15 protein-coding genes are annotated in these 21,380 nt (G+C 54.6%); 12 read left to right on the forward strand and 3 right to left on the reverse strand.

Annotated elements, in window-relative coordinates; genetic code table 11:
- The first annotated feature begins 105 nt into the window (after positions 1-105).
- The 4 genes from cysD to ACOOGA_RS14140 all read left to right on the forward strand — a co-directional run bounded on the left by cysD (position 106) and on the right by ACOOGA_RS14140 (position 4,602).
- A complete protein-coding gene (gene cysD, locus ACOOGA_RS14125) occupies positions 106-1,011 on the forward strand; it encodes a sulfate adenylyltransferase subunit CysD (RefSeq protein WP_417462884.1) in 906 nt (301 codons plus the stop codon).
- Entirely contained in the window at positions 1,011-2,942 is a 1,932-nt protein-coding gene (gene cysN, locus ACOOGA_RS14130) for a sulfate adenylyltransferase subunit CysN (protein WP_417462885.1), read from the forward strand. Before cysD ends, cysN begins: the two co-directional genes overlap by 1 nt.
- Before the next feature lie 84 nt (positions 2,943-3,026).
- A complete protein-coding gene (locus ACOOGA_RS14135) occupies positions 3,027-3,533 on the forward strand; it encodes a DinB family protein (protein ID WP_417462886.1) in 507 nt (168 codons plus the stop codon).
- A gap of 172 nt (positions 3,534-3,705) precedes the next feature.
- On the forward strand, positions 3,706-4,602 hold the full coding sequence (locus ACOOGA_RS14140) for an alpha/beta hydrolase fold domain-containing protein (protein ID WP_417462887.1): 897 nt from the start codon (positions 3,706-3,708) through the stop codon (positions 4,600-4,602).
- 8 nt (positions 4,603-4,610) lie between these two features.
- On the opposite strand, the gene ACOOGA_RS14145 is transcribed toward ACOOGA_RS14140, so the two are convergent.
- Positions 4,611-6,200 carry an LTA synthase family protein gene (locus ACOOGA_RS14145; protein ID WP_417462888.1) on the reverse strand — a complete coding sequence of 530 codons (1,590 nt, stop codon included), beginning with the start codon at positions 6,198-6,200 and terminating at the stop codon, positions 4,611-4,613.
- A 64-nt stretch (positions 6,201-6,264) separates the two neighbouring features.
- Complete coding sequence (locus ACOOGA_RS14150) at positions 6,265-7,548, reverse strand: capsule biosynthesis protein (RefSeq protein ID WP_417462889.1); 1,284 nt, start codon at positions 7,546-7,548, stop codon at positions 6,265-6,267.
- A 575-nt stretch (positions 7,549-8,123) separates the two neighbouring features.
- Here ACOOGA_RS14150 and ACOOGA_RS14155 point away from each other — a divergent pair.
- From ACOOGA_RS14155 to ACOOGA_RS14190, 8 genes are all read left to right on the forward strand, one after another.
- On the forward strand, positions 8,124-9,140 hold the full coding sequence (locus tag ACOOGA_RS14155) for a KpsF/GutQ family sugar-phosphate isomerase (RefSeq protein WP_417462890.1): 1,017 nt from the start codon (positions 8,124-8,126) through the stop codon (positions 9,138-9,140).
- 2 nt (positions 9,141-9,142) lie between these two features.
- Positions 9,143-9,955, forward strand: coding sequence for an ABC transporter permease (locus ACOOGA_RS14160; protein WP_417462891.1), 813 nt, complete (start codon positions 9,143-9,145; stop codon positions 9,953-9,955).
- Entirely contained in the window at positions 9,952-10,635 is a 684-nt protein-coding gene (locus ACOOGA_RS14165; protein WP_417462892.1) for an ATP-binding cassette domain-containing protein, read from the forward strand. Before ACOOGA_RS14160 ends, ACOOGA_RS14165 begins: the two co-directional genes overlap by 4 nt.
- A gap of 21 nt (positions 10,636-10,656) precedes the next feature.
- Positions 10,657-11,784 carry a hypothetical protein gene (locus ACOOGA_RS14170; RefSeq protein WP_417462893.1) on the forward strand — a complete coding sequence of 376 codons (1,128 nt, stop codon included), beginning with the start codon at positions 10,657-10,659 and terminating at the stop codon, positions 11,782-11,784.
- Positions 11,777-13,456 (forward strand): polysaccharide biosynthesis/export family protein, encoded by a 1,680-nt coding sequence (locus ACOOGA_RS14175; RefSeq protein ID WP_417462894.1) that lies wholly within the window; start codon positions 11,777-11,779, stop codon positions 13,454-13,456. The genes ACOOGA_RS14170 and ACOOGA_RS14175 overlap by 8 nt, the downstream gene beginning before the upstream one ends.
- Positions 13,457-13,744: 288 nt before the next feature.
- Entirely contained in the window at positions 13,745-15,943 is a 2,199-nt protein-coding gene (locus ACOOGA_RS14180; RefSeq protein ID WP_420428903.1) for a calcium-binding protein, read from the forward strand.
- A 194-nt stretch (positions 15,944-16,137) separates the two neighbouring features.
- Positions 16,138-17,193 (forward strand): glycosyltransferase, encoded by a 1,056-nt coding sequence (locus ACOOGA_RS14185; protein ID WP_417463075.1) that lies wholly within the window; start codon positions 16,138-16,140, stop codon positions 17,191-17,193.
- Positions 17,194-17,201: 8 nt separating this feature from the next.
- A complete protein-coding gene (locus tag ACOOGA_RS14190) occupies positions 17,202-19,652 on the forward strand; it encodes a hypothetical protein (RefSeq protein ID WP_417463074.1) in 2,451 nt (816 codons plus the stop codon).
- On the opposite strand, the gene ACOOGA_RS14195 is transcribed toward ACOOGA_RS14190, so the two are convergent.
- Positions 19,649-21,328: a glycosyltransferase gene (locus tag ACOOGA_RS14195; RefSeq protein WP_417463073.1), complete on the reverse strand. Its 1,680-nt coding sequence runs from the start codon at positions 21,326-21,328 to the stop codon at positions 19,649-19,651. The genes ACOOGA_RS14190 and ACOOGA_RS14195 overlap by 4 nt on opposite strands.
- Positions 21,329-21,380: the final 52 nt, after the last annotated feature.

Raw genomic sequence — 21,380 nt, forward strand, 5'->3', positions numbered from 1 at the left:
TAGAAAAAATAATTTCCCTTTCTTCTTCCGCTTGCGCTAAACCCACCCCATCTTTAAAACCCTGTGGACTACAGCGGTGAAAATTATAAGTTTGGTGCGGATTTCATGACAAAAACGCTTACTCATCTGAAACGTCTGGAAGCGGAGAGCATTCAGATCATGCGCGAGGTTGCGGCAGAGGCTGATAACCCCGTCATGCTCTATTCCATCGGCAAGGATAGTGCGGTAATGCTGCACTTGGCGATGAAAGCGTTTTACCCAAGCTTGCCGCCCTTTCCCGTGATGCATGTGGACACCACGTGGAAATTCCGGGAGATGATCGAATTTCGTGACCGGCTCACCAAAGACCTAGGCCTGGAGCTGATTGTGCACATCAATGAAGACGGTGTGCGCGAGGGTGTTGGCCCGTTCACTCACGGCTCTGCCTACCATACGGACGTAATGAAAACACAGGGCCTCAAGCAGGCGCTGGACCGGTACGGTTTTGACGCAGCCTTTGGTGGCGCGCGGCGGGATGAGGAAAAATCCCGCGCGAAAGAACGTATTTTCTCCTTCCGGTCTGCCCAGCACAGGTGGGACCCGAAGAACCAGCGCCCCGAGCTCTGGAGCCTTTACAACACCCGCAAAGCCAAGGGCGAAAGCATCCGCGTGTTCCCGCTCTCCAACTGGACGGAGCTGGACATCTGGCAATATATCCACCTTGAAAGCATCCCCATTGTGCCGCTTTACCTGGCCAAAGAACGCCCGGTGGTGAAGCGTGACGGCCAACTGATCATGGTGGATGACGAGCGCCTGCCGCTCAACCCAGGCGAAGAGCCTGAGATGAAGATGGTGCGTTTCCGTACCCTTGGTTGTTACCCGCTGACGGGTGCGGTGGAATCAAGCGCCGATACGCTTGAGGATGTCATTCAGGAAATGCTGCTTACCAAATCAAGCGAGCGTCAGGGCCGGGTGATCGACCATGACAGCGCCGCTTCCATGGAAAAGAAAAAGCAAGAGGGGTACTTCTAATGTCGCACCAGTCAGACCTCATTGCTGAAGACATCACCGCGTATCTCAAGGCGCAGGAAGAAAAATCCATGCTGCGGTTCATTACCTGCGGCAGCGTTGATGACGGTAAATCCACGCTCATCGGGCGGCTTCTGTATGATAGCAAGCTGATCTTTGAAGACCAGTTATCCGCGCTTGAGAGCGATAGTAAAAAGATGGGCACACAGGGGCAGGAGATTGACTTCGCGCTTCTGGTGGACGGTTTAGCTGCCGAGCGCGAGCAAGGCATCACCATCGATGTGGCTTACCGCTTTTTCTCTACCGACAAACGCAAGTTCATCGTGGCCGATACACCGGGCCACGAGCAATATACCCGCAACATGGCGACGGGGGCCTCAACGGCTGATCTCGCGATATTGCTGATTGACGCGCGCAAGGGTGTGCTCACCCAAACCCGCCGCCACAGCTTCATCGCGTCGCTTCTTGGTATCAAGCATATCGTGCTGGCCGTAAACAAGATGGACCTAGTGGACTATAGCGAACAGGTTCTCAATGATATCGAGGCCGAGTACCGCGAGTTCGCGAAAGACTTCGGCTTTACTGATATCACCCCCATCCCGCTTTCGGCGCTTCGGGGGGACAATATCCTCACCAAATCCGAGAAGACGGCTTGGTACAAAGGCCCGACGCTGATGCACCACCTTGAGACCGTGAAGGTGGATGACGTCCGCGCCGATGCGCCGTTCCGGCTGCCGGTGCAGTGGGTGAACCGCCCGAACCTGGATTTTCGCGGCTTCTCCGGCACCATCGCCGGCGGCACCATCAAACCAGGTGATGAGGTCAAGGTATTGCCAAGCGCTGAGGTCAGCCGTGTGAAATCCATCGTCACCTATGACGGCGAGTTGGATGAAGGTGTTGCAGGCGAAGCTGTGACCATCACGCTTGAGGATGAGATCGATATCTCCCGCGGTGATGTGATCGCGGGCAAGGACTTCCCACCCGAAGTAGCTGACCAGTTTGAAGCTAAAATCATTTGGATGGCGGCGGAGCAGATGCTGCCAGGCAGGCCGTACCTGTTCAAAACCGCAGGCAAGCTGGTGCCAGGACAGGTGACAGACCTCAAATACAAGGTCAATGTGAACACGCTTGAGCATACAGCCGCGAAGCAGCTTGACCTCAACGAGATCGGCATATGCAATATCTCGCTCGATCGCCGTATCGCGTTTGACCCTTATGCCGACAACCGAGAAACTGGTGCGTTCATCATCATTGACCGGTTAACCAACACGACCGTTGGTGTGGGCATGATTGACTTTGCGCTTCGCCGTGCGTCCAACATCCATTGGCAGGCGCTTGATGTAAATAAGGTCGCGCGGGCCGAGATGAAACACCAGCGCCCTGCAATTTTGTGGTTCACAGGGCTTTCAGGTTCGGGCAAATCGACCATCGCAAACATCATTGAGAAGCGCCTGTTCGCACGCGGCCGCCACACCTATGTGCTGGACGGCGACAACGTACGCCACGGCCTCAACCACGACCTTGGCTTTACAGACGCCGACCGGGTTGAAAACATCCGCCGTGTGGGTGAAGTCTCGAAACTGATGATCGATGCGGGCCTGATGGTAATGACCAGCTTCATCTCTCCCTTCCGGGCAGAACGCGACATGGTGCGCGGCCTCGTGGACGAAGGTGAGTTTGTTGAAGTGTTTGTCGACACGCCGATTGAGGTGTGCGCATCCCGCGATCCGAAAGGGCTTTATAAGAAAGCCAAGGCGGGCGAGATCAAAAACTTCACCGGCTATGACAGCCCTTATGAAGCACCGTGTGAGCCTGATATTCACGTGAAAACAGACGAGATGAGTGCGGAAGACTGCGCCGACAAGATCATCGAGTATCTGGAGAAGAACGGCTACCTGAGCGCGCCGGGCTTTACCACCGGCGGCGGGATATAGGATTGCGCCGGGATATGCAAAAATTGAAAAGGCTGGGGTTCTTCCCGGCCTTTTTTGTGTCGGACATTAAAGCGAGGAGAGAAAATGAGCCTGAAAGAGACTGTGGTGATGATGACGCGCTACCGGGCATGGGCCAACGCGCGCACGTATGAAGTAGTGCTGGGTGCCCCTGAGGATGAGGTCACCAAGGCGCGCAAAACCCACTTCCGCTCCATCGCCTATACCCTCAACCACGTGTATGTGATTGATGATATCTTTCGTGCTCATCTCACCGGCACACAACATGGCTATACGGGCCGCAATACGGGGCATTGCCCGCCTGTGGCGGAGTTGTGGCAAAAACAGAAGGCGTTGGACGCATGGTATGTGACTTATGCCGAGGGGCTGAGCGAGGCTGCGCTTGGCGAGATGATCACGTTTGATTTTGTTGATGGCGGGCAGGGCATCATGACGCGGGCCGAGATGCTCCTGCACCTCGCCACCCACACCCAGTATCACCGGGGTTTTGTAGGCGACATGCTGAACCAGATTCCCATCAAGCCCATAGCCACCGACCTGCCGGTTTACCTGCGCGAGATGCGGGAAAACTGATGTGTTTTCCCTAAAATTTTAAAATTCAGGCACGCTGACAATCTGGTTATAACGGTTTGTGGCTATTTCATTTTTCCCAATTTGCACGTATTGCGTTAACTTGCTGTTAGAATTGCGTATCTAATATTCAAAGCAACAGGGTTGAAATTCGTAAGTACTTATCGGGGGATATATGGCGAGCTTTAAGAGTAAATACTGGGTTTTCATGTTGAAACTCATGGGCAAGAAACGCAACCGCGCCACGGTTGAAGGGTTCTATAAAGACCTGAAAAAGCGCCGTGCCTCAGACAAATACCAGCCACCCAAAAAGCTTTATGAGCATTTCACCATTACTGAGCGTGAGGTTGATGGTTTCCCCGTTTTCACATTGAAGGAAAAAAGCACCTCCATGCGTCAGCACCTGTTTTATTTGCATGGTGGCGCCTATGTGGGGGAAATTTTGCCGCAGCAGTGGGAGTTTGCGGCACATCTGGCCGCTCGTACCCATTCGCAGGTTACCGTGCCGATTTACCCGCTGGCGCCCGAATATACGGTGGAAACCACACTGCCGTTTGTGCAGAAGGTGTATGCGGAGATTGAGGAAAACCTCGGTGATTTCCACATGCACGTGATTGGTGACAGCGCTGGCGCAGGCCTTGCCGTTGCCATGGCGGCGGAGCAAGTGAAGGAGAAGGGCAGCACCAGCATTCGCCAGCTTATTCTCATATCCCCCTGGCTTGATGTCACGATGGAGAACAAGTCGATCGCGGAACTGGATAAGGTTGACCCATGGCTCACGCCCGTTGGCCTCAAGGAAGCCGGGAAATGTTATGCGGGTGAGGTGGATGTGCGCGACCCACGCGTCAGCCCTACCTTTGGCACGCTGGAAGGCCTACCGGCCTGCCATGTCATGATTGGCACGCGCGACATTTTGCTGCCGGATGCGCGCAAGTTTGTCAGCAAGCTGGCTGAGGCAGATGTGAAACACAGCTTCCGCCAGATTGGGGAGATGTTCCACTGCTGGGTGATGCTCGATATGCCCGAAACCCGCAGCGCGCGGGAGGAAATTATCGGGCTGCTGCAAAGCTGAGGATGGGGTTAAGCCAGACCTTTAAAACCTGCTTCCTTGAGCGCCGCTTCGCCAAGGTCATGCACCGCCATCGGGCCGGGTTGCGTCATAGCGCCCCGGCTGGACCACAGGATATAATCCACATCGCGGTCCTCAAACCCGTGGCGGGCAAACAGCTCATGGCATGCAGGTTGATGATCGCCATATAGCGCCAGCACGCGCGGGCGATCGTTCGTCTCAAGCTTGGCTTGTGGGCCAAGGCGCGCGAAAAGCTCCAGCACATTGTCCATATGTCTGCGGAAAAGCGCGAAGGGCCGGTCGCGGCTTGGGTCCGCCACTTCAAGCGCTTCTTCATCAAGCCAGCCCTCTAGTCGCCCGGCATCCCACGGACCATGGCTTTCAATGGTGATGGCGAACAGAAACAGTGGCTTGTCACTATTGGCTTTATGGCGAGTGATGATGGCTTCCATCTCGTCGCCCAGTGCCTTGTCGCTCACATAAGGCCCAAAACGTGCGGCATTTTCAAATGCTTCAATACCGACAAATTCGCTGAATCCCAGTTTGGGGATCACAGTGCTGCGGCGAAAAAATTCTTTTTTGGCAGGGTGCACACAAACGGTGTGATAACCCGCAGCCCTAAGCCGTGTTGCCAGCGTTTCAACGCCTGTGTAGGCGGCGCGCTGATAGGGGTTGATGCGATCAATGCCGAGGGCGGCGTTGTCTGTGCCGCTCAGGAACGCAAACTCGCTTTGCATTGTGGACGCACCCCACGCGGGCACTCTGAGTGGCCCTGTGGCGGCCCCTGCGGTGCGTAGGCTGTTCAATTGTTGCCACCCGTGGTTTTCATATCCGGGGATCAGGTGATAGAGCCTGTCCACGTCAAAATAGCTTTCCGCTTGCATGGCGATAATGTCTGGGGCTGTGCCAACGCCGGTGCCTGGGTGAGTGAGGGGCTTGTGCTTCACGCTCAGTACGGCACTACGCTCCTTGTTCATCAGCATCACCGCATAAAACAGCATGAGCGGGAAGTGACCGAAGCGCGCAACGTCGGTATTGATATCGAAGGTGAATCCCATGCGCCGCGCCCGTTCTGGGCTCAGGAAGCTGCCCAGAAGTTTGCCCGCCACGGCCATTGCAAGGGTCCATGATATGAGCCCAAGCGCCCATGCGGTCCAAGACGGCAATACGCTTTGCATGCCAGCAAAAGACGGCTCGAAAATATAGCTGACGACGATAGCGGTGATGAAGGTGCCAACCACCGTGAGCAGCCGCGTGCTGCCCACATAGTCCACATAAAATTCGGGGTAGATGAACAGGTGGCGGGCAGTTTCAAGGTCGTGGGCGACAAGCGGTTCGCCCAGCACACCATTCTTGAGATTCGAGACGATGGTGAACCCACCGTAAACCAGCAACCAGCCCGCAAACGCGATGATGGGGTGCCCGAGAAGTACTGCGAAGCTGATGTAAACCAGAAGCGATGTAATAGGTGTGCCGAGATAATAAAGCGCGCGGCGCTTGGCCGGCGGCTCCTTAAAGCCAATCACCACATACCGCTCAAGCAGGAAAGGGATAACCGCGAGGGCCAAAAGGCCCGTGAGTGTGGGAAGTGTTAAAAACATTGCCGCAAGCGCCGGTTATCCATGCTGGAGTTATAGGTTGTGCTCAATGTGGCTGCGCACAGGGTCATTTTTGAGGCAAGCGAGGTTTTTCGCCAGTGATCACTTTTACGGCCTCTTGTGCCGCGAGCGTGATACCGGTTTTTGAAAACAGGTCCCCTCTGACTTGCGTATAGTTCTCTACAACGGTGAGGAATTCATCTGCAAGCCTTTGTTGTGGCTGATGCGGGTTTTGCCAGAAGCTATCAAGCGGCTGTGGGTCGGTAAGGCCCTCAACGTCATAAACCGCGCGGCCAAGCACTTTCATAGGTCGGCCAAGCGAAAGTGCCTTGAAACCAACGGTGCTATTAACAAGCACAACGCCGCGCGCTTTCTGCAGCAGGAGCGCGAGGTCGCCACCCGCTGCAAAGCCGATGCGGTCTTCAATGCCGTGCTGTGCGGCGCTGCGCGCGATAATGCCTCGATAATCTATCATGCCGTTATCAAGCGGATGGTTCTTGAAGAACAGGTGGCAGTCCTTTGGCGCATGTTTCGCAAAAGAAGCCATGACCTCTTCAATAAATTCCACCATGCCTGAAAAGCGCGAATGTTCACGGATCTGATAGTCGCTGTTGAGCTGAAGGGGGGCGAGGAAAAAGGGTGTGTCTCCCGCCTCGAACCGCGTGATAGCGCGCTTATTAGCGCTGCCAAAGCGCACAGCTGCAATACCGCGTTTTATCCAGCCCAAAGCCTCTTCGCCCAGTGTGGCCGGACGGTGTGTGCGGTAATGCGGGAAGCGGTATTTCTGCATGATATTGGCGCCGTGGGCTGCGATATCCATAAGGGCCCGGCGGCGCATATCGGTGGCTACGGGAGGCAAAGGGCAGCGTGTTTTTGCCGGTGCGGCGTTCAGGAGTTTGACCACACCTGCAACAGTATGGGGCATGCGGGAAAAACCGTTGGTGCCAAAGGATTCCATGGTTACCCAGCCGGGCCGGATATAGCCTTCCTCAAACACATAAAGGGTCGCGCCGTATGCTTCTGCTAGCGGGCGCATCACCGCGTGAACCGGGCGGCAATCACCAAACAATAGCACCGTGTCGACACCATGTTCCATCATCAACGTGCGATAGAAATCTGTCAAACCTTCAGGCTTGCCACGATAGGCATGGTGATGAAGGTTTTTGTGCGACGTACCCCTGAAAAGCTGGTCCCCACCGCAATAATGCACCCGATGTACTTTGTGTCCCTGCTTAACGAGCAGGTCAGACAGGGTCGCGAAAAACGGCGTCGCCAGACCCTGCAGGAACAGGATGGTGCGCGGGGAAGCAGAGGGCCTGCGGGTCTGCGCGGAAGAAGGCTCGTCGACCATGGTATTCTGCATTCCCTGTTCATGCGAGCCTACCGTACGGCTCGGCCTTATACCGTCATGGGGTAGCAAAGCCGCATTATGGGTTCAATTTCTTTTTAAACTATACGGGGCAATTGGGTGTATAGAGGGGAAAGCGCCCAACGCTGTTCCCGTTGTTCATGTTTCGTTAAGGTGCTTTTATGTAGCTCGGTGGTCATCGGGATACCACTTATGCCGAACGTTCTGTTTCAAGTAGCTTGTTATCAAACACTAAAGAATCCAAAGGCCTAGAGGCACTAAAATAAATTATAGGTATGTATTATAGCCCAAATGGGCCTATCATACTTTGGCTTATTAAAGTGACTTTACTGAAGTTTAGGCTGGACAGGGGGTAACGTGACTATCAGTCGTTCCATATCGATAATTTATCTTGGACCATAGAGGTTTATTGTGAATGTGAATCGGTTGTGATAGCTTTCCGCGAATTTTCACAGGTGATTCTTGTATACCCGCAAAAAAAAGCCATATTTCTGTTTTTAATCAGATGTTTGGAGTGCGGCAATCAATAATAAGCGACGTAGCTTTGGGGAATTTTAATGAAAAGCACGGCGGACGAGCGTAAAGCTCAAGAGAATATTTTCGACCTTCCAAACAGTGTGAAGGCCGACTTAAGTGATACTTTGGACAACATAGCTTCTGGCTTCTTGAAGCAAGGTCAGGCGCTTGAGCGTCTGTCTCAGAGCTATGATGAAGGCTCATACAAGGAAGCTATCAGGGTTGCGCTGCAGACGCGGGGCCACCTGATCGTAATTGGTATGGGCAAGTCTGGTCACGTTGCACGCAAAATTTCTGCGACACTCGCATCGACCGGCACACCGTCTTTCTTTCTGCACCCCGCCGAGGCCTCCCATGGTGACCTGGGCATGGTGACAGCAGATGACACCTTGCTTCTGATTTCCTACTCCGGCGAAACGCAGGAAATTGTCCAGCTCCTTCCTTCCCTTAAGACCTTCGGTAACAAGATCATCAGCATCACCGGCGCCAAGTCTTCGACCCTTGGTCGTGCGTCCGATGTTGTGCTTGAAATCCCGATCGCTGAGGAAGTGTGCCCCAACAATCTGGTGCCAACCACATCTATCGTGGTGACGGTGGCAATTGGGGATGCGCTGGCCATCTCACTGATGTCGCTTCGTGATTTCCATGCAAAAGATTTTGCGCGCTATCATCCGGGCGGGTCGCTTGGCCGCCGCCTGCTGATGAAAGTGGAAGACGTGATGCTGACCTCAAGTGTACCTACTGTGCCGCCAAGTATGGTTCTGCTGGAACTGGCGGCCGAGATGGCCGGCGGGCCCGCGGGCGTTGCTGTTGTGGTGGACGATGACCGCAAGCCTATCGGTGTTGTGACCAAGGGTCAGCTTGGTGTCGCCCTTCGCGTAACACGCCGGGTGCGCGAAGTTGCCGCACACCAGTGTATGAGCAAAGAGTTTTCCATTATCCAGAAGTCGGTCATTGTCGACGAGGCGGAAAGCACCATGCGGGCGGATGAGGTTAAATTCCTCGTCGCCGTTGATAAGGACGGCCGTTACGCAGGTATCTACAAACACGGAGACTAAGATTGATTACGCGAGAGCGACGCCGGTTTGGGTCTGAGGCCCGGTCTGCTCTCGCGGTGCAGTCCGGCGTTGTTTACGCGTTGTCTGTCCGTGAAATGTACCGCAAATATGGTGCCTATAAGCTAGGGGTCGTTTGGGCACTTCTGGAGCCCATCATGATGATCATGGTTTTTATCATCATCTTTGGCGCACGTGGCCGTGGTGAGTTTGGTTTTATTGACCCGCCGCTTTTTATCCTTGCCTCTTTCCTGCCTTTCAAGGTTCTGTTTTCCCAAACGCTTCAAGGCTGTTCAAAAGCCGCGAATGCAATGAACCCCTTCACGCTTTTCAGACAGGTTAGCCTGTTTGATATGATGCTGGCGCGTATTCTGCTCACTACGGTGACAGCACTTCTGGCGCTCGTCGTGATCGCATGCGGGCTGGCATGGTTTGGTTTTGACCCGGTGCCGGACAGGATTTTAGAGACCCTATGCGGTTTGTTCCTCATTCAGGCTTTTGGCTTTGGCATGGGGATCATCTTTTGTGTGGTCGGGTCTTATGCGAAGGAAATGGACAAGATCACCGGGCTTATCAACCTGCCGCTCCTGTTCCTGTCAGCGGTGTTCTTTCCAATGACTATCATTCCGGAACCGTATCAGACCTGGATGGCGTATAACCCGCTGGTGCATCCGATGGAAATGATCCGGGAAATGTGGTTCGCGCATTACACCAGTCCTGTTCTGGATCTTGAGTATTATGCAAAGTGGCTGATCGGGCTTTGGGCTATTGCCATGTCTAGCTATCGCCTGCGTTGGCGCCGGATTTCCGCGCCATGATAACGGTTGAAAACATCACCAAGATATATTCCACCAAGGTATCCCGGCGTATCCTCATCCGCGATCTTTCCTTTCATTTTCCTGGCGGCGGCGATCTGGCCATTCTGGGTGCGGGGGGGTCCGGGCTTTCGAGCCTACTGAAAATGATCGGTGGGCTCTCGCATCCGAACAAGGGCACAATTCGCAGGCAGGGCACCACGTCGTGGCCGTTTGGGCAGATGCATTATGAGAAGATGATGTCGACGCATCAGAATATCCGCTTCTTGTGCCGGGTTCTTGGGGAGCGTGATTTTGAGGCGGTTGAGAACCGCGTGCGAGAGCTGACTGGTTTCGACCAGCAGCTTAACCGCCCGTCGGGCACACTCAGGCAGGACGAAAAGCGGGCAATCGGCTACGCGCTGAGCTTGTGCTTCTCATTCGATATAATGTTGTTGGACGGTATGCCCACCTTCTTCACTTTTGAAACGCGTAAGAAGATGAAAGACGCGTTTTTGGAACAGAGGGAACAATCGACGGCGGTGCTTGCTACCAAAAACCCCGCTGAGATCAAGAAGTCTTTCTCTCATGTGCTGGTGCTTCATAACGGCACGGGTAGATTGTACGATGACCGCCAAGATGCTATCGAGGCGTTCAAGGAAATTAATGCAAACGCACCTGAAACGGCTGAAAAAGCTGAATAGGGACAGGCGCAGGGAACGCTCGTGAATTTAAAGGCACCATCCGTAGGCGGCATTGCTGGCTTTCTGAGATCGCAAAGGCCCTATTTCTGGGTTATTGTGATTTGGGGTATCTGTTTTCTTTATTACATGCTCATCGCGGCAGATCGCTATGCTCCTGAAGCCAAGGTTTATGTAAAATCGGTGAAGGAACAAGGCGGTGACGGTATGAGTGCCTTGTCCATGCTTACCGGCACGTCGTCTGGCACGAGTGACATGGCCCTGTTGCAAAACTACCTGCGCTCCCATGATCTGCTGACGATCCTTGACGAACGGCTTGACCTCAGGGGGCACTATACTTCGGATTTGACGGATTTCTATTCCGGCCTTGGGTCTGGTGCTTCGGAAGAGGATTTTCTCGACTATTACCGCAAGCATGTCATGCTTGAGCTTGACCCGTTGTCTGGCATTCTGAGTGTGCGGGCGCAAGGGTTCTCGCGTGAATTTTCACTGGCGCTGACCAAAGAGATGCTGGTTGAAGGCGAAGCCTTTATCAACAAGGTTGGCCAGGAGATCGCAACGCAGGAGATCAAGTTCGTTGAGCATGAGCTGGATCGAGCCAAAGCCGATGTGCAGCTCGCCCAGCGTGAGTTGCTGGCGTTTCAGTCCAAATACCAGACCCTTAGCCCGCAGGCAGAGGGGCAGGCCTTCCAGCAGGTGATGACCTCCCTCCGGTCGCGTCTCGTGCAATTGCGTGCAGAAGAGAAGGTGCTCAAGAGCTACCTGAATGAAAACGCCTCCGAAGTGGTCGCGGTGCGTGCCCGTATTGATGCGATTGAAGAGCAGCTCGCGTCTGAGCAGGGTAAGTTGACCGTGAATTCGACGGACGAAAAAACGATTGGTGAAGTGAACCTTGACTATCAGGAGCTTGAGCTGAAGCTGAAGTTTGCGACCGAGATTTACAAAATTGCCTTTGCAACACTTGAGAAAACCAAGGTAGACGCCTACCGCAAGCTCAAACACCTTGTTGTAGTGCAGCGCCCGACAATGCCCGAGGAAGCTTCCTTCCCGCGGCGGGGATATATCTTATTGACTATTTTTGTGGTGCTGACACTGACCTATGGTATTGCAGCACTTGTTGTTGCGACCGTGAGGGAGCACCGCGATGTCTAACTTGCTGAACGGAACGGAAATGGTACGAACGATGTTGCCTCTGATGAAAAGGGCGATTGTGGCGGTAGGCCTGATGATGTTTTGCGCGTTGGCGGCGCAGGCTCAGATGGCAACGGTAAGCCAGGAGGCAACTCCGGCGCGTTTGGAAAAGACGGTAACGACAGAGCAGCACCGGGTTTTTGGTCAGTGGGTTTTTGATGGCGAGTTTTCGCAGCAGCAGTTCACCGGCTTTAACCCGAACTACAAGATATCGACAGGCGACCAGATCACCATCCAGCTTTGGGGTGGTTTTGAGTTTCAGGGCGCTGTTATCGTCGACAATCAGGGCAATATCTTCCTGCCCAAGGTGGGCCCGGTGCCGCTCCGTGGTGTCAGGAACGCTGATGTAAACGAGCGAGTAACCAAGGCCGTTCAGACCGTCTTTAAAACCAATGTCGGCGTATACGCATCCCTTGCGGATGCTGAGCCCGTTAAGGTTTTTGTTACCGGTTTTGTGAACCAGCCCGGGCTATATGCAGGGCATTCGTCAGACAGCGTTTTGCGGTTTCTGGACCTTGCTGGCGGGATTGACCCGCGGCGTGGCAGTTACATCGCGCTTGAGCTGTTGCGCCAGGGCGACGTTGTTCAGACAATCAACCTATATGATTTCATCCTCGAGGGGCGCTTGCCGTCCATGCAGCTCTTTGACGGAGACACGCTTCTGGTCAAAAACGTTCAGTCCCAAATCGGTGTACTGGGGCTTGTGCAAAACCCCTTTGTGTTTGAATTTGACCGTGACCGGGTGAACCTTACAGATGTGCTTGAGCTGGCGCACCCTACGTCTAAAGCGACCCATATCCGGATACACAGGAACAATCGCCGTAAGGAAGAGGTCGACTATTATTCCCTCGAGGCAGTTGATGGCCTGTTTGTTGAAGCTGGTGATGTGGTTGAGGCGACATCCGACAAACTTCCTGGCACCATTGCTGTGCGTGTGGAAGGTGAACACCTCAGCCGGCAGGAATATATTCTGCCTTATGGTGCTCGACTTTCTGAACTATTGGAGCAGATTAAGTTTTCACCTGATGCTGAGCGTGATGCGATCCAGCTGTTCAGGAAAAGTGTCAAGTTACGGCAGAAGGAAATGCTGCTCGCACAGTTGCAGGCCCTTGAAAGCAGTGTTTTGACAGCGCGCTCTCACACGCAGGAAGAGGCGTCTCTGCGCCAGCGTGAAGCAGAGCTTGTGATGCAATGGGTTGAGCGCGCGAAAGATATTGAACCACGCGGGCAGGTGGCGCTTGGTGGCACTGCCAAGGTTCAGCAGGATCTTCTGTTAGAATCAGGTGACATTATCCGCATCCCACGTACAAGCAGCCTTGTGATGGTGCATGGTGATGTTTTGTTCCCAAGCGCCATGGCGTTTGAAGACAAGCGCACCCCACAGGATTATATCGATCTGGCAGGTGGTTTTGTTCAGGCGCGCGGCAGTGCCAACGTGCTCGTGCTGCACAGGGATGGTACGTTTGACAAGCTGGACAAGCGTGATCTCGACAGCCGGCGTACAAAGCTCAAGGCCGGAGATGAAATATTTGTGTTGCCAAGAGTGCAAACAAAGCATTTCCAGCTTGCAAAAGATGTTATGGGGCTTTTGTATCAGATCGCGGTTTCCGCTGGCGTAATCCTGCGGCTGTAACTTGAGGTAGGTACTGAGGTTTTTAACGAATAAGGCGAAAGATCGGCCAAATCTGTATCCTTTGTAACACGCCTGTCAAAATAAGATGGTGGAAATGGCGTGATTTGTGTTTGAAGATGTATATATGGACCAAATGATTTGATTATATTGCAGCCAGAAGCGTCAAATTGCATGATTTGATGCGTATCTGGTTGACAACATGCAACTAATATAGTTTAGCGAGTGTCTGTGGGGAGGTGTAGGCCGCACCTCATTGGAACGACCTCGACGGCTTTTAGGAGGAACACTATGGCTACGAATACCCAGTTCGGTACACTCGGTGATGATGTAATCAACGGTACACTGGACGACGACATTTACTACGGCGACGCCGGTGACGATCAGCTTTCTGGTGGTGACGGCGCGGATTCTCTTTTTGGTGAAGAAGGCGCAGACACGCTTTCTGGCGGTGCTGGCGGCGACATGCTTTCCGGCGGCGACGATAACGACAGCGTTGTTGGCGGCGACGGCGACGACACGATTACTGGCGGTGACGGCGCGGATGTTCTTGATGGCGGCAACAATGCAGACAGCATTGATGGCGGTATCGGCGCAGACACGATCACTGGCGGTGCAGGCAACGATACGATCTCTGACGGCAACGGCGACGACGAGATCGACGCTGGCGCAGGTAACGACCGTATCATCGACGGCAACGGTGCTGACAATGTTGACGGCGGTGCAGGTACAGACACCTTTGTGATTGATGGCGACATTGATGAGGTTGACGATCTTGGTACTAGCTCGCTCGGTGGCGCGAACTATGATGTTGATGGGGGTGATGACAGTGTCAACACGCTTGACAACGTTGAGATCATCGAAGCTGACAACGTCACGATCGACCTGACTGACGACGAAGATGTTATCTTCACCGTTGGCGAAGACATGGATACGGTTGCTGGTGCGTCTTTCGGTAACACGGACGTTACAGACAACGGTAGCATTCTTGTTTGGGATGCAGACGGTCAGGCGCTCTCCAACGTAGACGACACCGACTATGTATACGGCATTACCGCGATTGACGGTACGGCAGTAGACAGCAACGGCGACACCGTCGACGTTGGCAACGGTGTTGTGACTGTTTGGGATGCTGACAGTGACGGCAACCTTGATACAGTTGATTTCACGGCTGCGGCTTCGCTTGCGAACGAAAACGCAAACGTTGACGGTGACTTTGACATCACGTTGACCCAAATGAACGAAGATCAAGATGACGGTACGTTGACACTGACAGTTGACACATCTGTTGTCGAAGACATGACGTTCAACGCAGATTCTCTCGGCGGCACCATCAAAGGTGATGACGATGCAGAGACATTTGCTGGTGGTGCAGGCGCGGACCGTTTCCTCGGCCGTGGCGGCAACGACACCATGTCTGGCGCAGCAGGTAACGACATCCTGAAGGGTGAAGACGGCGACGACAGCCTTATGGGTGGCGCAGGCGATGACAGCCTTTGGGGCGGCGACGGTAACGACGACCTTTCCGGCGATGCAGGCGACGACACCATTGGTGGCGGCGACGGCAACGACACGATCGACGGCGGTGCTGGTGCTAACACGATCTTCGGTGGCGACGGTAACGACGACATCACAGTCTCCAACACTGACAGCACAGCTGGTGACGGCTCTGCTTGGGGTGGCTCTGGCGCAGACACGATTGAAGGCGGTAACGGCGATGACCGTATTGGTTCCGGTGACGGCGCTGATACAGTTGACGGCGGCGCAGGCGACGACGTGATCTACGGCGGTAAAGACTCTGGTGCTGATACGCTCGGCGGTGGTGCTGGCGATGATGAAATCTACGGTGGTTCCGGTGCAGATAGCCTGACCGGTGGCGCTGGTGATGACAGCATCTACGGCGGCAACAACGAAGACAACATTGAAGGCGGCGCTGGTGAAGACAGCATCGTTGGTGGCTACGGCAACGACTATGTTGACGGTGGCGCTGATGATGACGTGATCACAGGTGGTGCTGGCGCTGATACGCTTGAAGGCGGCTCGAACGGTGATGATGACCTCTCCGGTGAGTACGGCAACGACGTTCTTGATGGCGGCGCTGGTGATGACACCCTTAGCGGTGGCGAAGGCAACGATGACATCGACGGTGGTGACGGTGATGACAGCATCACAGGTGGTGCTGGTGTCGACACGATCAACGGTGGCTCAGGTGACGAAGGTAATGACTCACTCTGGGGTGGCGACGGCGCAGACACATTTGTCTTCGACGGCGACGACCATGGCTTCGATGTGATCTACGACTTCAACGTTGACGAAGACTCGCTCGATCTCGATGGCGCTGATGCAAGTGAGTTTGCGGACCTTGATGCTCAGGTATCAACGCTTGATGGCGAAACCGGCGTGTTGATCCAAACCGGTGATGGCGGCAGCGTCTTCATCGTGGGTATCACGGTTGCCGAGCTGAACTCAGCTGACATCGACTTCGGCTAAGCTGAACTATTAAAGCACTAAGACACTGGAGGGAGCCCAAAAGGCTCCCTCCTTTTTATTTGCACATCACCCATCCCAGGCTAATCAGCGCCAAATCCCTATCCCCACGACCTATCCCAAGCCACCATCCCGCTTTTTGCTTTGTATCAAAGCCCATAGCTTGCTAGCACTGTCTCTCAACAGCGGAGTGTTTGATGAACGGTGATCACGTGACGGTGGAGAAGACAAACGAAGCCTTCCGGTTTAACCCGGAGGAAGATTGCCAGCATGCGTTCCTGAAGGGTGACGTCGGCGGCCCTGCAGGTGCGCTTCTCAATATCTATCATGATAACTGGTTCGGCATCAGAAGCGCGGCTGCCGCCATGCCTGGCGATAAGCTTGTCATCAATCCGGAAACCATTTCACCAGACCACTTTGAGAGCATCGCGAAGACCATAGCCAGCAGCGGCGCTTCGTTCGTTTGCTTTCAGGGTTTCTCAGAGCCGCTCGCGCAACTGGCGACCTATTTGAAAGCACACCTTGGCAGTGCGCTGAAACTGTTTGCCGTCAGCCATGTAACCTCCACGCAGTTCCAGGCGCCATTTGAAATTCGCATGCAGGCAGCCCTTGTTCGTTTGCTGAACGAGGGAGTATTTGAGCGCATCGGGAGCGTGAAGCCCCACTTTCATGAGGTGGTGCCGCAAACCTGGCCAAAAACCTTGATTAATTTTTGCCCCACGATGCAGGGAATCTCGGCTTTGCCTGATGTTAGCCGTGTGTTTATCCCGGTCGAGAATCACTGGCGAAAGGGCCTTTATACCAACCTGATCGCGGCGCTCAGGGCGTCAGAGGTATCAATTGTCCGCACAGTGAATGAACCTAAACATCTCGAGCTTATCGAGAGCTTAGAGAAAGTCTCCGTTACCGGTTTCCTCTCACCTGAGCGAATGGTGGAGGAGATCAGCGCGGCGGCTGCGGTGATGAATGTGTCGCTGGCGGAATGCCAGCCCATGACCCAGCTTGAGGCCTTTGCGCTCGGCCGGCCTTGCCTCACAGGGCCGCTTGGGCTTGAGGAGTTTGCTGATGATGAACTGATCAGGCTTTGCACCGTCGAGGGGCTCGATACCCCGCATGGGATCATCATGAAACTGGAGGCTTTGCTAAGCCTCTGGCGGCGGGATACCATAGGCATGACCCAAATGATCGCAAACCATGTTTCGCACAGGCAAGCCCTGGCGCTTACCCGTCTCAATGAATTCCTGGGGGGGTAAGGCAAGCTATGGCACGCATCTGTTTTGTCACCAACGAGATTTACCCGCTGCACAAAGGTGGCATTGGGCGCATGTTATATAATATTGCGGTTAAAAATGCCGAGAGTGCGCAGCCTGCGGATATTCACTTCCTCATGGTATGGCAGCCTGATGACGTGCAGGCAAATATCCGCATGGCACTCGCGGGGCTAGCCTCCATAGCTTTCTGCCCGCTCACAGCGGGCTCCTTTGGTGGCTGGGCAACCGAGTTTGAACAGAGCAATGCGCTCAATTGGCACTATGGCCACGCGTATCGGCAATCGCTCATGCTCTATTGGGCGCTTGATGAATATGAGAAAGGCCTTGATGCGCCCTTTGATATTATCGAGTTTCCAGACTATGGCGGCTGGGCGCTCGCAACGCTTGAGGCGAAAGCAACGGGCATACGCTTCACGGGTGCGACAATCGCGGTGCGACTGCACTCTACAGCCGGGGTTATCGCCGCGCACCAGCCGTTCTATGAGAAGATTGGCCACTGGGCTGGCTGCATTGAAGATATGGAATATCAGTGCCTAGCCAAAGCCGACGTCATCGTTGGTCATCTTGGAGGCATTATCGATTATAACCAGCAACATTACGGGTTTGATGATGCCTGGCGCGCTCGTTGTTACACCGAGTTCCCGCCCATTGAGCTGACGGTGGACGAAGCATCGCAACATGCTGGGCGGCGCTCAGGTGCGGACCCGGATTTCATCTTTTCGTCCCGGCTGCAACCGTTCAAACAGCCAGACCTGTTCATCAAGGCAGCCCTGAAGTTCCTGAGCGCAACACCGGCCTATAGCGGGCGCTTCCGTCTGATCTCCTACGGTTGGGATGATGCTTATATCGCGTGGCTTGAGAGCCTCATTCCGGCCCACAGGGCAGCGCAGGTGACGATTGAACGTGACCTCAGCGCGGGTGAGCGCATCAAGGCCATCCGCTCCGGCATTACCGTTATCCCGTCCAACTATGAAAGCCTGTGCCTTTTTGCGTATGAAGCTTCAAATCTTGGCAGCACAGTCATCCTGAACGATGCTTGCCTCGGGTTCGGGGAAAAGAGCAGGTGGGTGCACGGTGAGAATTGCCTGAAGTTTGATGGCAGCCTGGAAGGCCTTGTCACTGTATTGCGGGATGCCATAGACGCCCAATTGCCTGAGGTGGTCTCAGTGCAGACAACCACACCTTATTGGGACGCGGGTCTCGAGGCCTCTGCGCCCCCGACAGGGAAAGGGCAGGAGCTTACTCTGCTGCTGCACGGCTTCAAACGCCGCGAAGAGGTTTCCGGCAGCCTCAAGCGGCACAAAGAAGCGCAGGCGTCAAAGGGACCTGACCATCTTCTGCTGCTTTTGCCTGATGCCTGGCGTGGCGAGGCGATGTTTGATGAGCGGGATGCGGATGTTCACTGGCTTGCAAGCGACGCGCCGTGGCCAGAAGATATCGCGGGCGCGGTGTCTCAGTTAAATGGGCTGATTGCCATCGCGGAGGCTGATACGCTGTTTGAACCACCCTATTGGGCGCGGGCGAGACAGGCGCTTGAGCATATTGATGTAGCGGCGTTTGCGAGCCACGCGCGGCTGAGACTGCCCGATGGCCGTACAGATGCAATTCGTACTTACGCGGGTGGTGCGCCTTCAGCGGCGGTTCTCTCGGCCGATGCATTGCCGCCGGGCGCGGTATACCGGGCGGATGTGTTGCGTGAGCTGATGGCAGACGGCCTCGCTTTCACACCACATGAGAAATCGCGCTGGTACTCGCTGCTCGGGCGCACCATGGCGCTTGGCAAAATGGCTATAACGGTCGCGCCTTCGCCTGATATCAGCATCCCGGCAAACCGGTTGCGAGACAAAGGCGATGCTATCATCGATAATGCCCTGCTGGAGCGCCACTTGGGGAAAGCGCTGGGGGCAAAGCCAGCCTTCCTGCCGGGCCTTGCATTGAAGCTGCTTGCGCCGCTTGCGGCGGGTGCACCGGAGATAGAGTTGAGCCAGGCGCTGCGGGGCGCCAAACAGCTTTGGCCTTTGGCTGGCACGCTAGACTGGAGGCCTGTTGAATACCGCATGAAAGAGCGCGCGCTGCAGGTGCACCCGCGTGAGGGCGGGCATGTGATTGCCGCGTTACCTATTGGGCAAAAGGACCTGATCAGCGCGTTATCTGTAAGGCTTCGGCATTATGGCGATGGCAACCCTGGCGTTGATTTCCAGTTGCTGGCCTTTGAGGTGGAGCCAGACGCTGCACTTATGGAAAAGCTGGAATGTAGCGCAGAAATAGAGGGTGTGATGGCAAGTGACTGGCAGAAAATCACACCGGGCGAGACCGTTACCCTGACCCTTGAAGGGTTAGCAGAGGGGAATTTTAACGTGTTCGCGATCACCGCCCGACCAAGCGACGGTGTGACCATCCATAAAGCGTGGACCTTTGTTGATAAGCTCTGGAGTCACTAAGTCTTTGATATAGCAAGGATATGGTCGATATTCTGAGCCGCGCCGTCTTCTGAATAGTGCTGCTCTGCCGCCATTTTCGCCGCACTGCCAAGGGCTTCGCGAAGGCTGGGGTTTTCAACTAGCTCCGTGAGTGCTGCGCGCCACTCTTCCCAGTTTTTACACAACATACCGGTCTTGCTGTGTGTGACTGCATCAAGGAAACCTGCGGTGCCGCTCGCGATCGTTGGTACACCGAACATGGCGGCTTCCAGCCATTTAATCGCGCTTTTGCAATCATTAAAATGGTTTATTTCAAGGGGTGCGAGGTTGATATCAGCAGATGCGAGGGCTTGCCAATAGTCGCCAAGCGCCCCCAACGGGCGGTGCCTAATCTGGCCAGAAAATGGCGTGAGAACAGCAGGCAGGTCCAGATACCCCATCAGCGTTAACCGGACACCCGGCTGGGCTTTCAGTAGCGGTGCGAGGCAATTTTCAGCAAAATCATCAAAGTCAGATTGCAGGGCGCGGGTGCCTGTACCGTAAAAAAGCTCAACGATATCAGTGTCTTTTAAAGTATTTCCGCGTGCCAATTCTTGCGCAGTTCGGTGTTGGCGCCCAAGAGCATTGGCATGAATATGCACCGGCGTGCCGGGCAGCGCCTTGGATATCGCAGACTTGAGCGCCGATGTTGAGGTGATCACACCGTCGCATAATGCCATAGCAGCGAGATATAACGGCGGCAGAACCTGAAGTTCGGCATACTCATCCTCGCTAAAATCAGCACCATAAGAGGCCTTCGGGCCGGGGAATACCACACTGTCAAACAGCAGGTCGTCTGTCTCGTAAAGCATTGGAATACCAGCGGCTTTTGTCGCTGCTATCGCGCTAAAAACAGCGGGAACAAGCGGCAAACGGTAGCAGATCACATGGCTGAATGACGGCAGCGCCGCTTCAAAAGCCGTCAGTTCCTGCCGCGAAAACACGGAGCTCTTAACACCAAGGCTCTGTAATTGCTCAGCTTTCTGCTCCACGCGGTAATGCCTGCATTGGGGAAGCGAGAGGTCCCCGATGATCGCCACATGTGGCGGGTCTGTAGGCAACTGTGTGGTCGGGTGTGGCGCTATTTGTGGCGCAGCCTTTGGGGCGGATATATGCGCGTAAAGGGCAGGCACCGTCGCCATGCGGTCAAGCGCCGCCGCCCGGTCGCCCGCTATCGCGTCCACCATTGCCTGTTTCTTCTCAAGCGAGAAAGCCTGCCGCACAGCCCGGACAAGAAGGTTGGTTTTGTCCTCACTGTCAGGCAAGGGCAATAGCAGGTCGAGCGCATGCTTCGGCTCCCCTTGTAGAAGCGCGCATTGCGCCTGGTCCAGCATCACGTCATCACGTGCGGGCAACAGCTCCAGGAGCCGCGCCGCGTCAAACACCGTGCCGGGCTCAAATAGAACGCCGTCCGGGAAGAATATTTCATAAGGTTTGTCTAAATCGGGCCGAGGAAACCGCGTTTGAAAGGCCGCATCAATATAAAGGCTGGCTGAAAGAGGGCCGAAAAACAACAGAGCCTCGCCCCCCGTGCCGGGGGATGCGTGAAAGCTCAACACGCCGTCTTTCATCTCAAGTTCAGTTTGCCAAGCAGATACTGCGGCAAAGTTTCCTGACAGACAGGCGGTTTTCTTTGGAAAAACGCGGAAGAACGACATAAAAGAGCCCAAAATCTAGGTGGTTGTGTTACCGACCTTAAATGTTAATTTG

It is taken from the genome of Kordiimonas sp., from assembly GCF_965216265.1.
Classification (GTDB): domain Bacteria; phylum Pseudomonadota; class Alphaproteobacteria; order Sphingomonadales; family Kordiimonadaceae; genus Kordiimonas.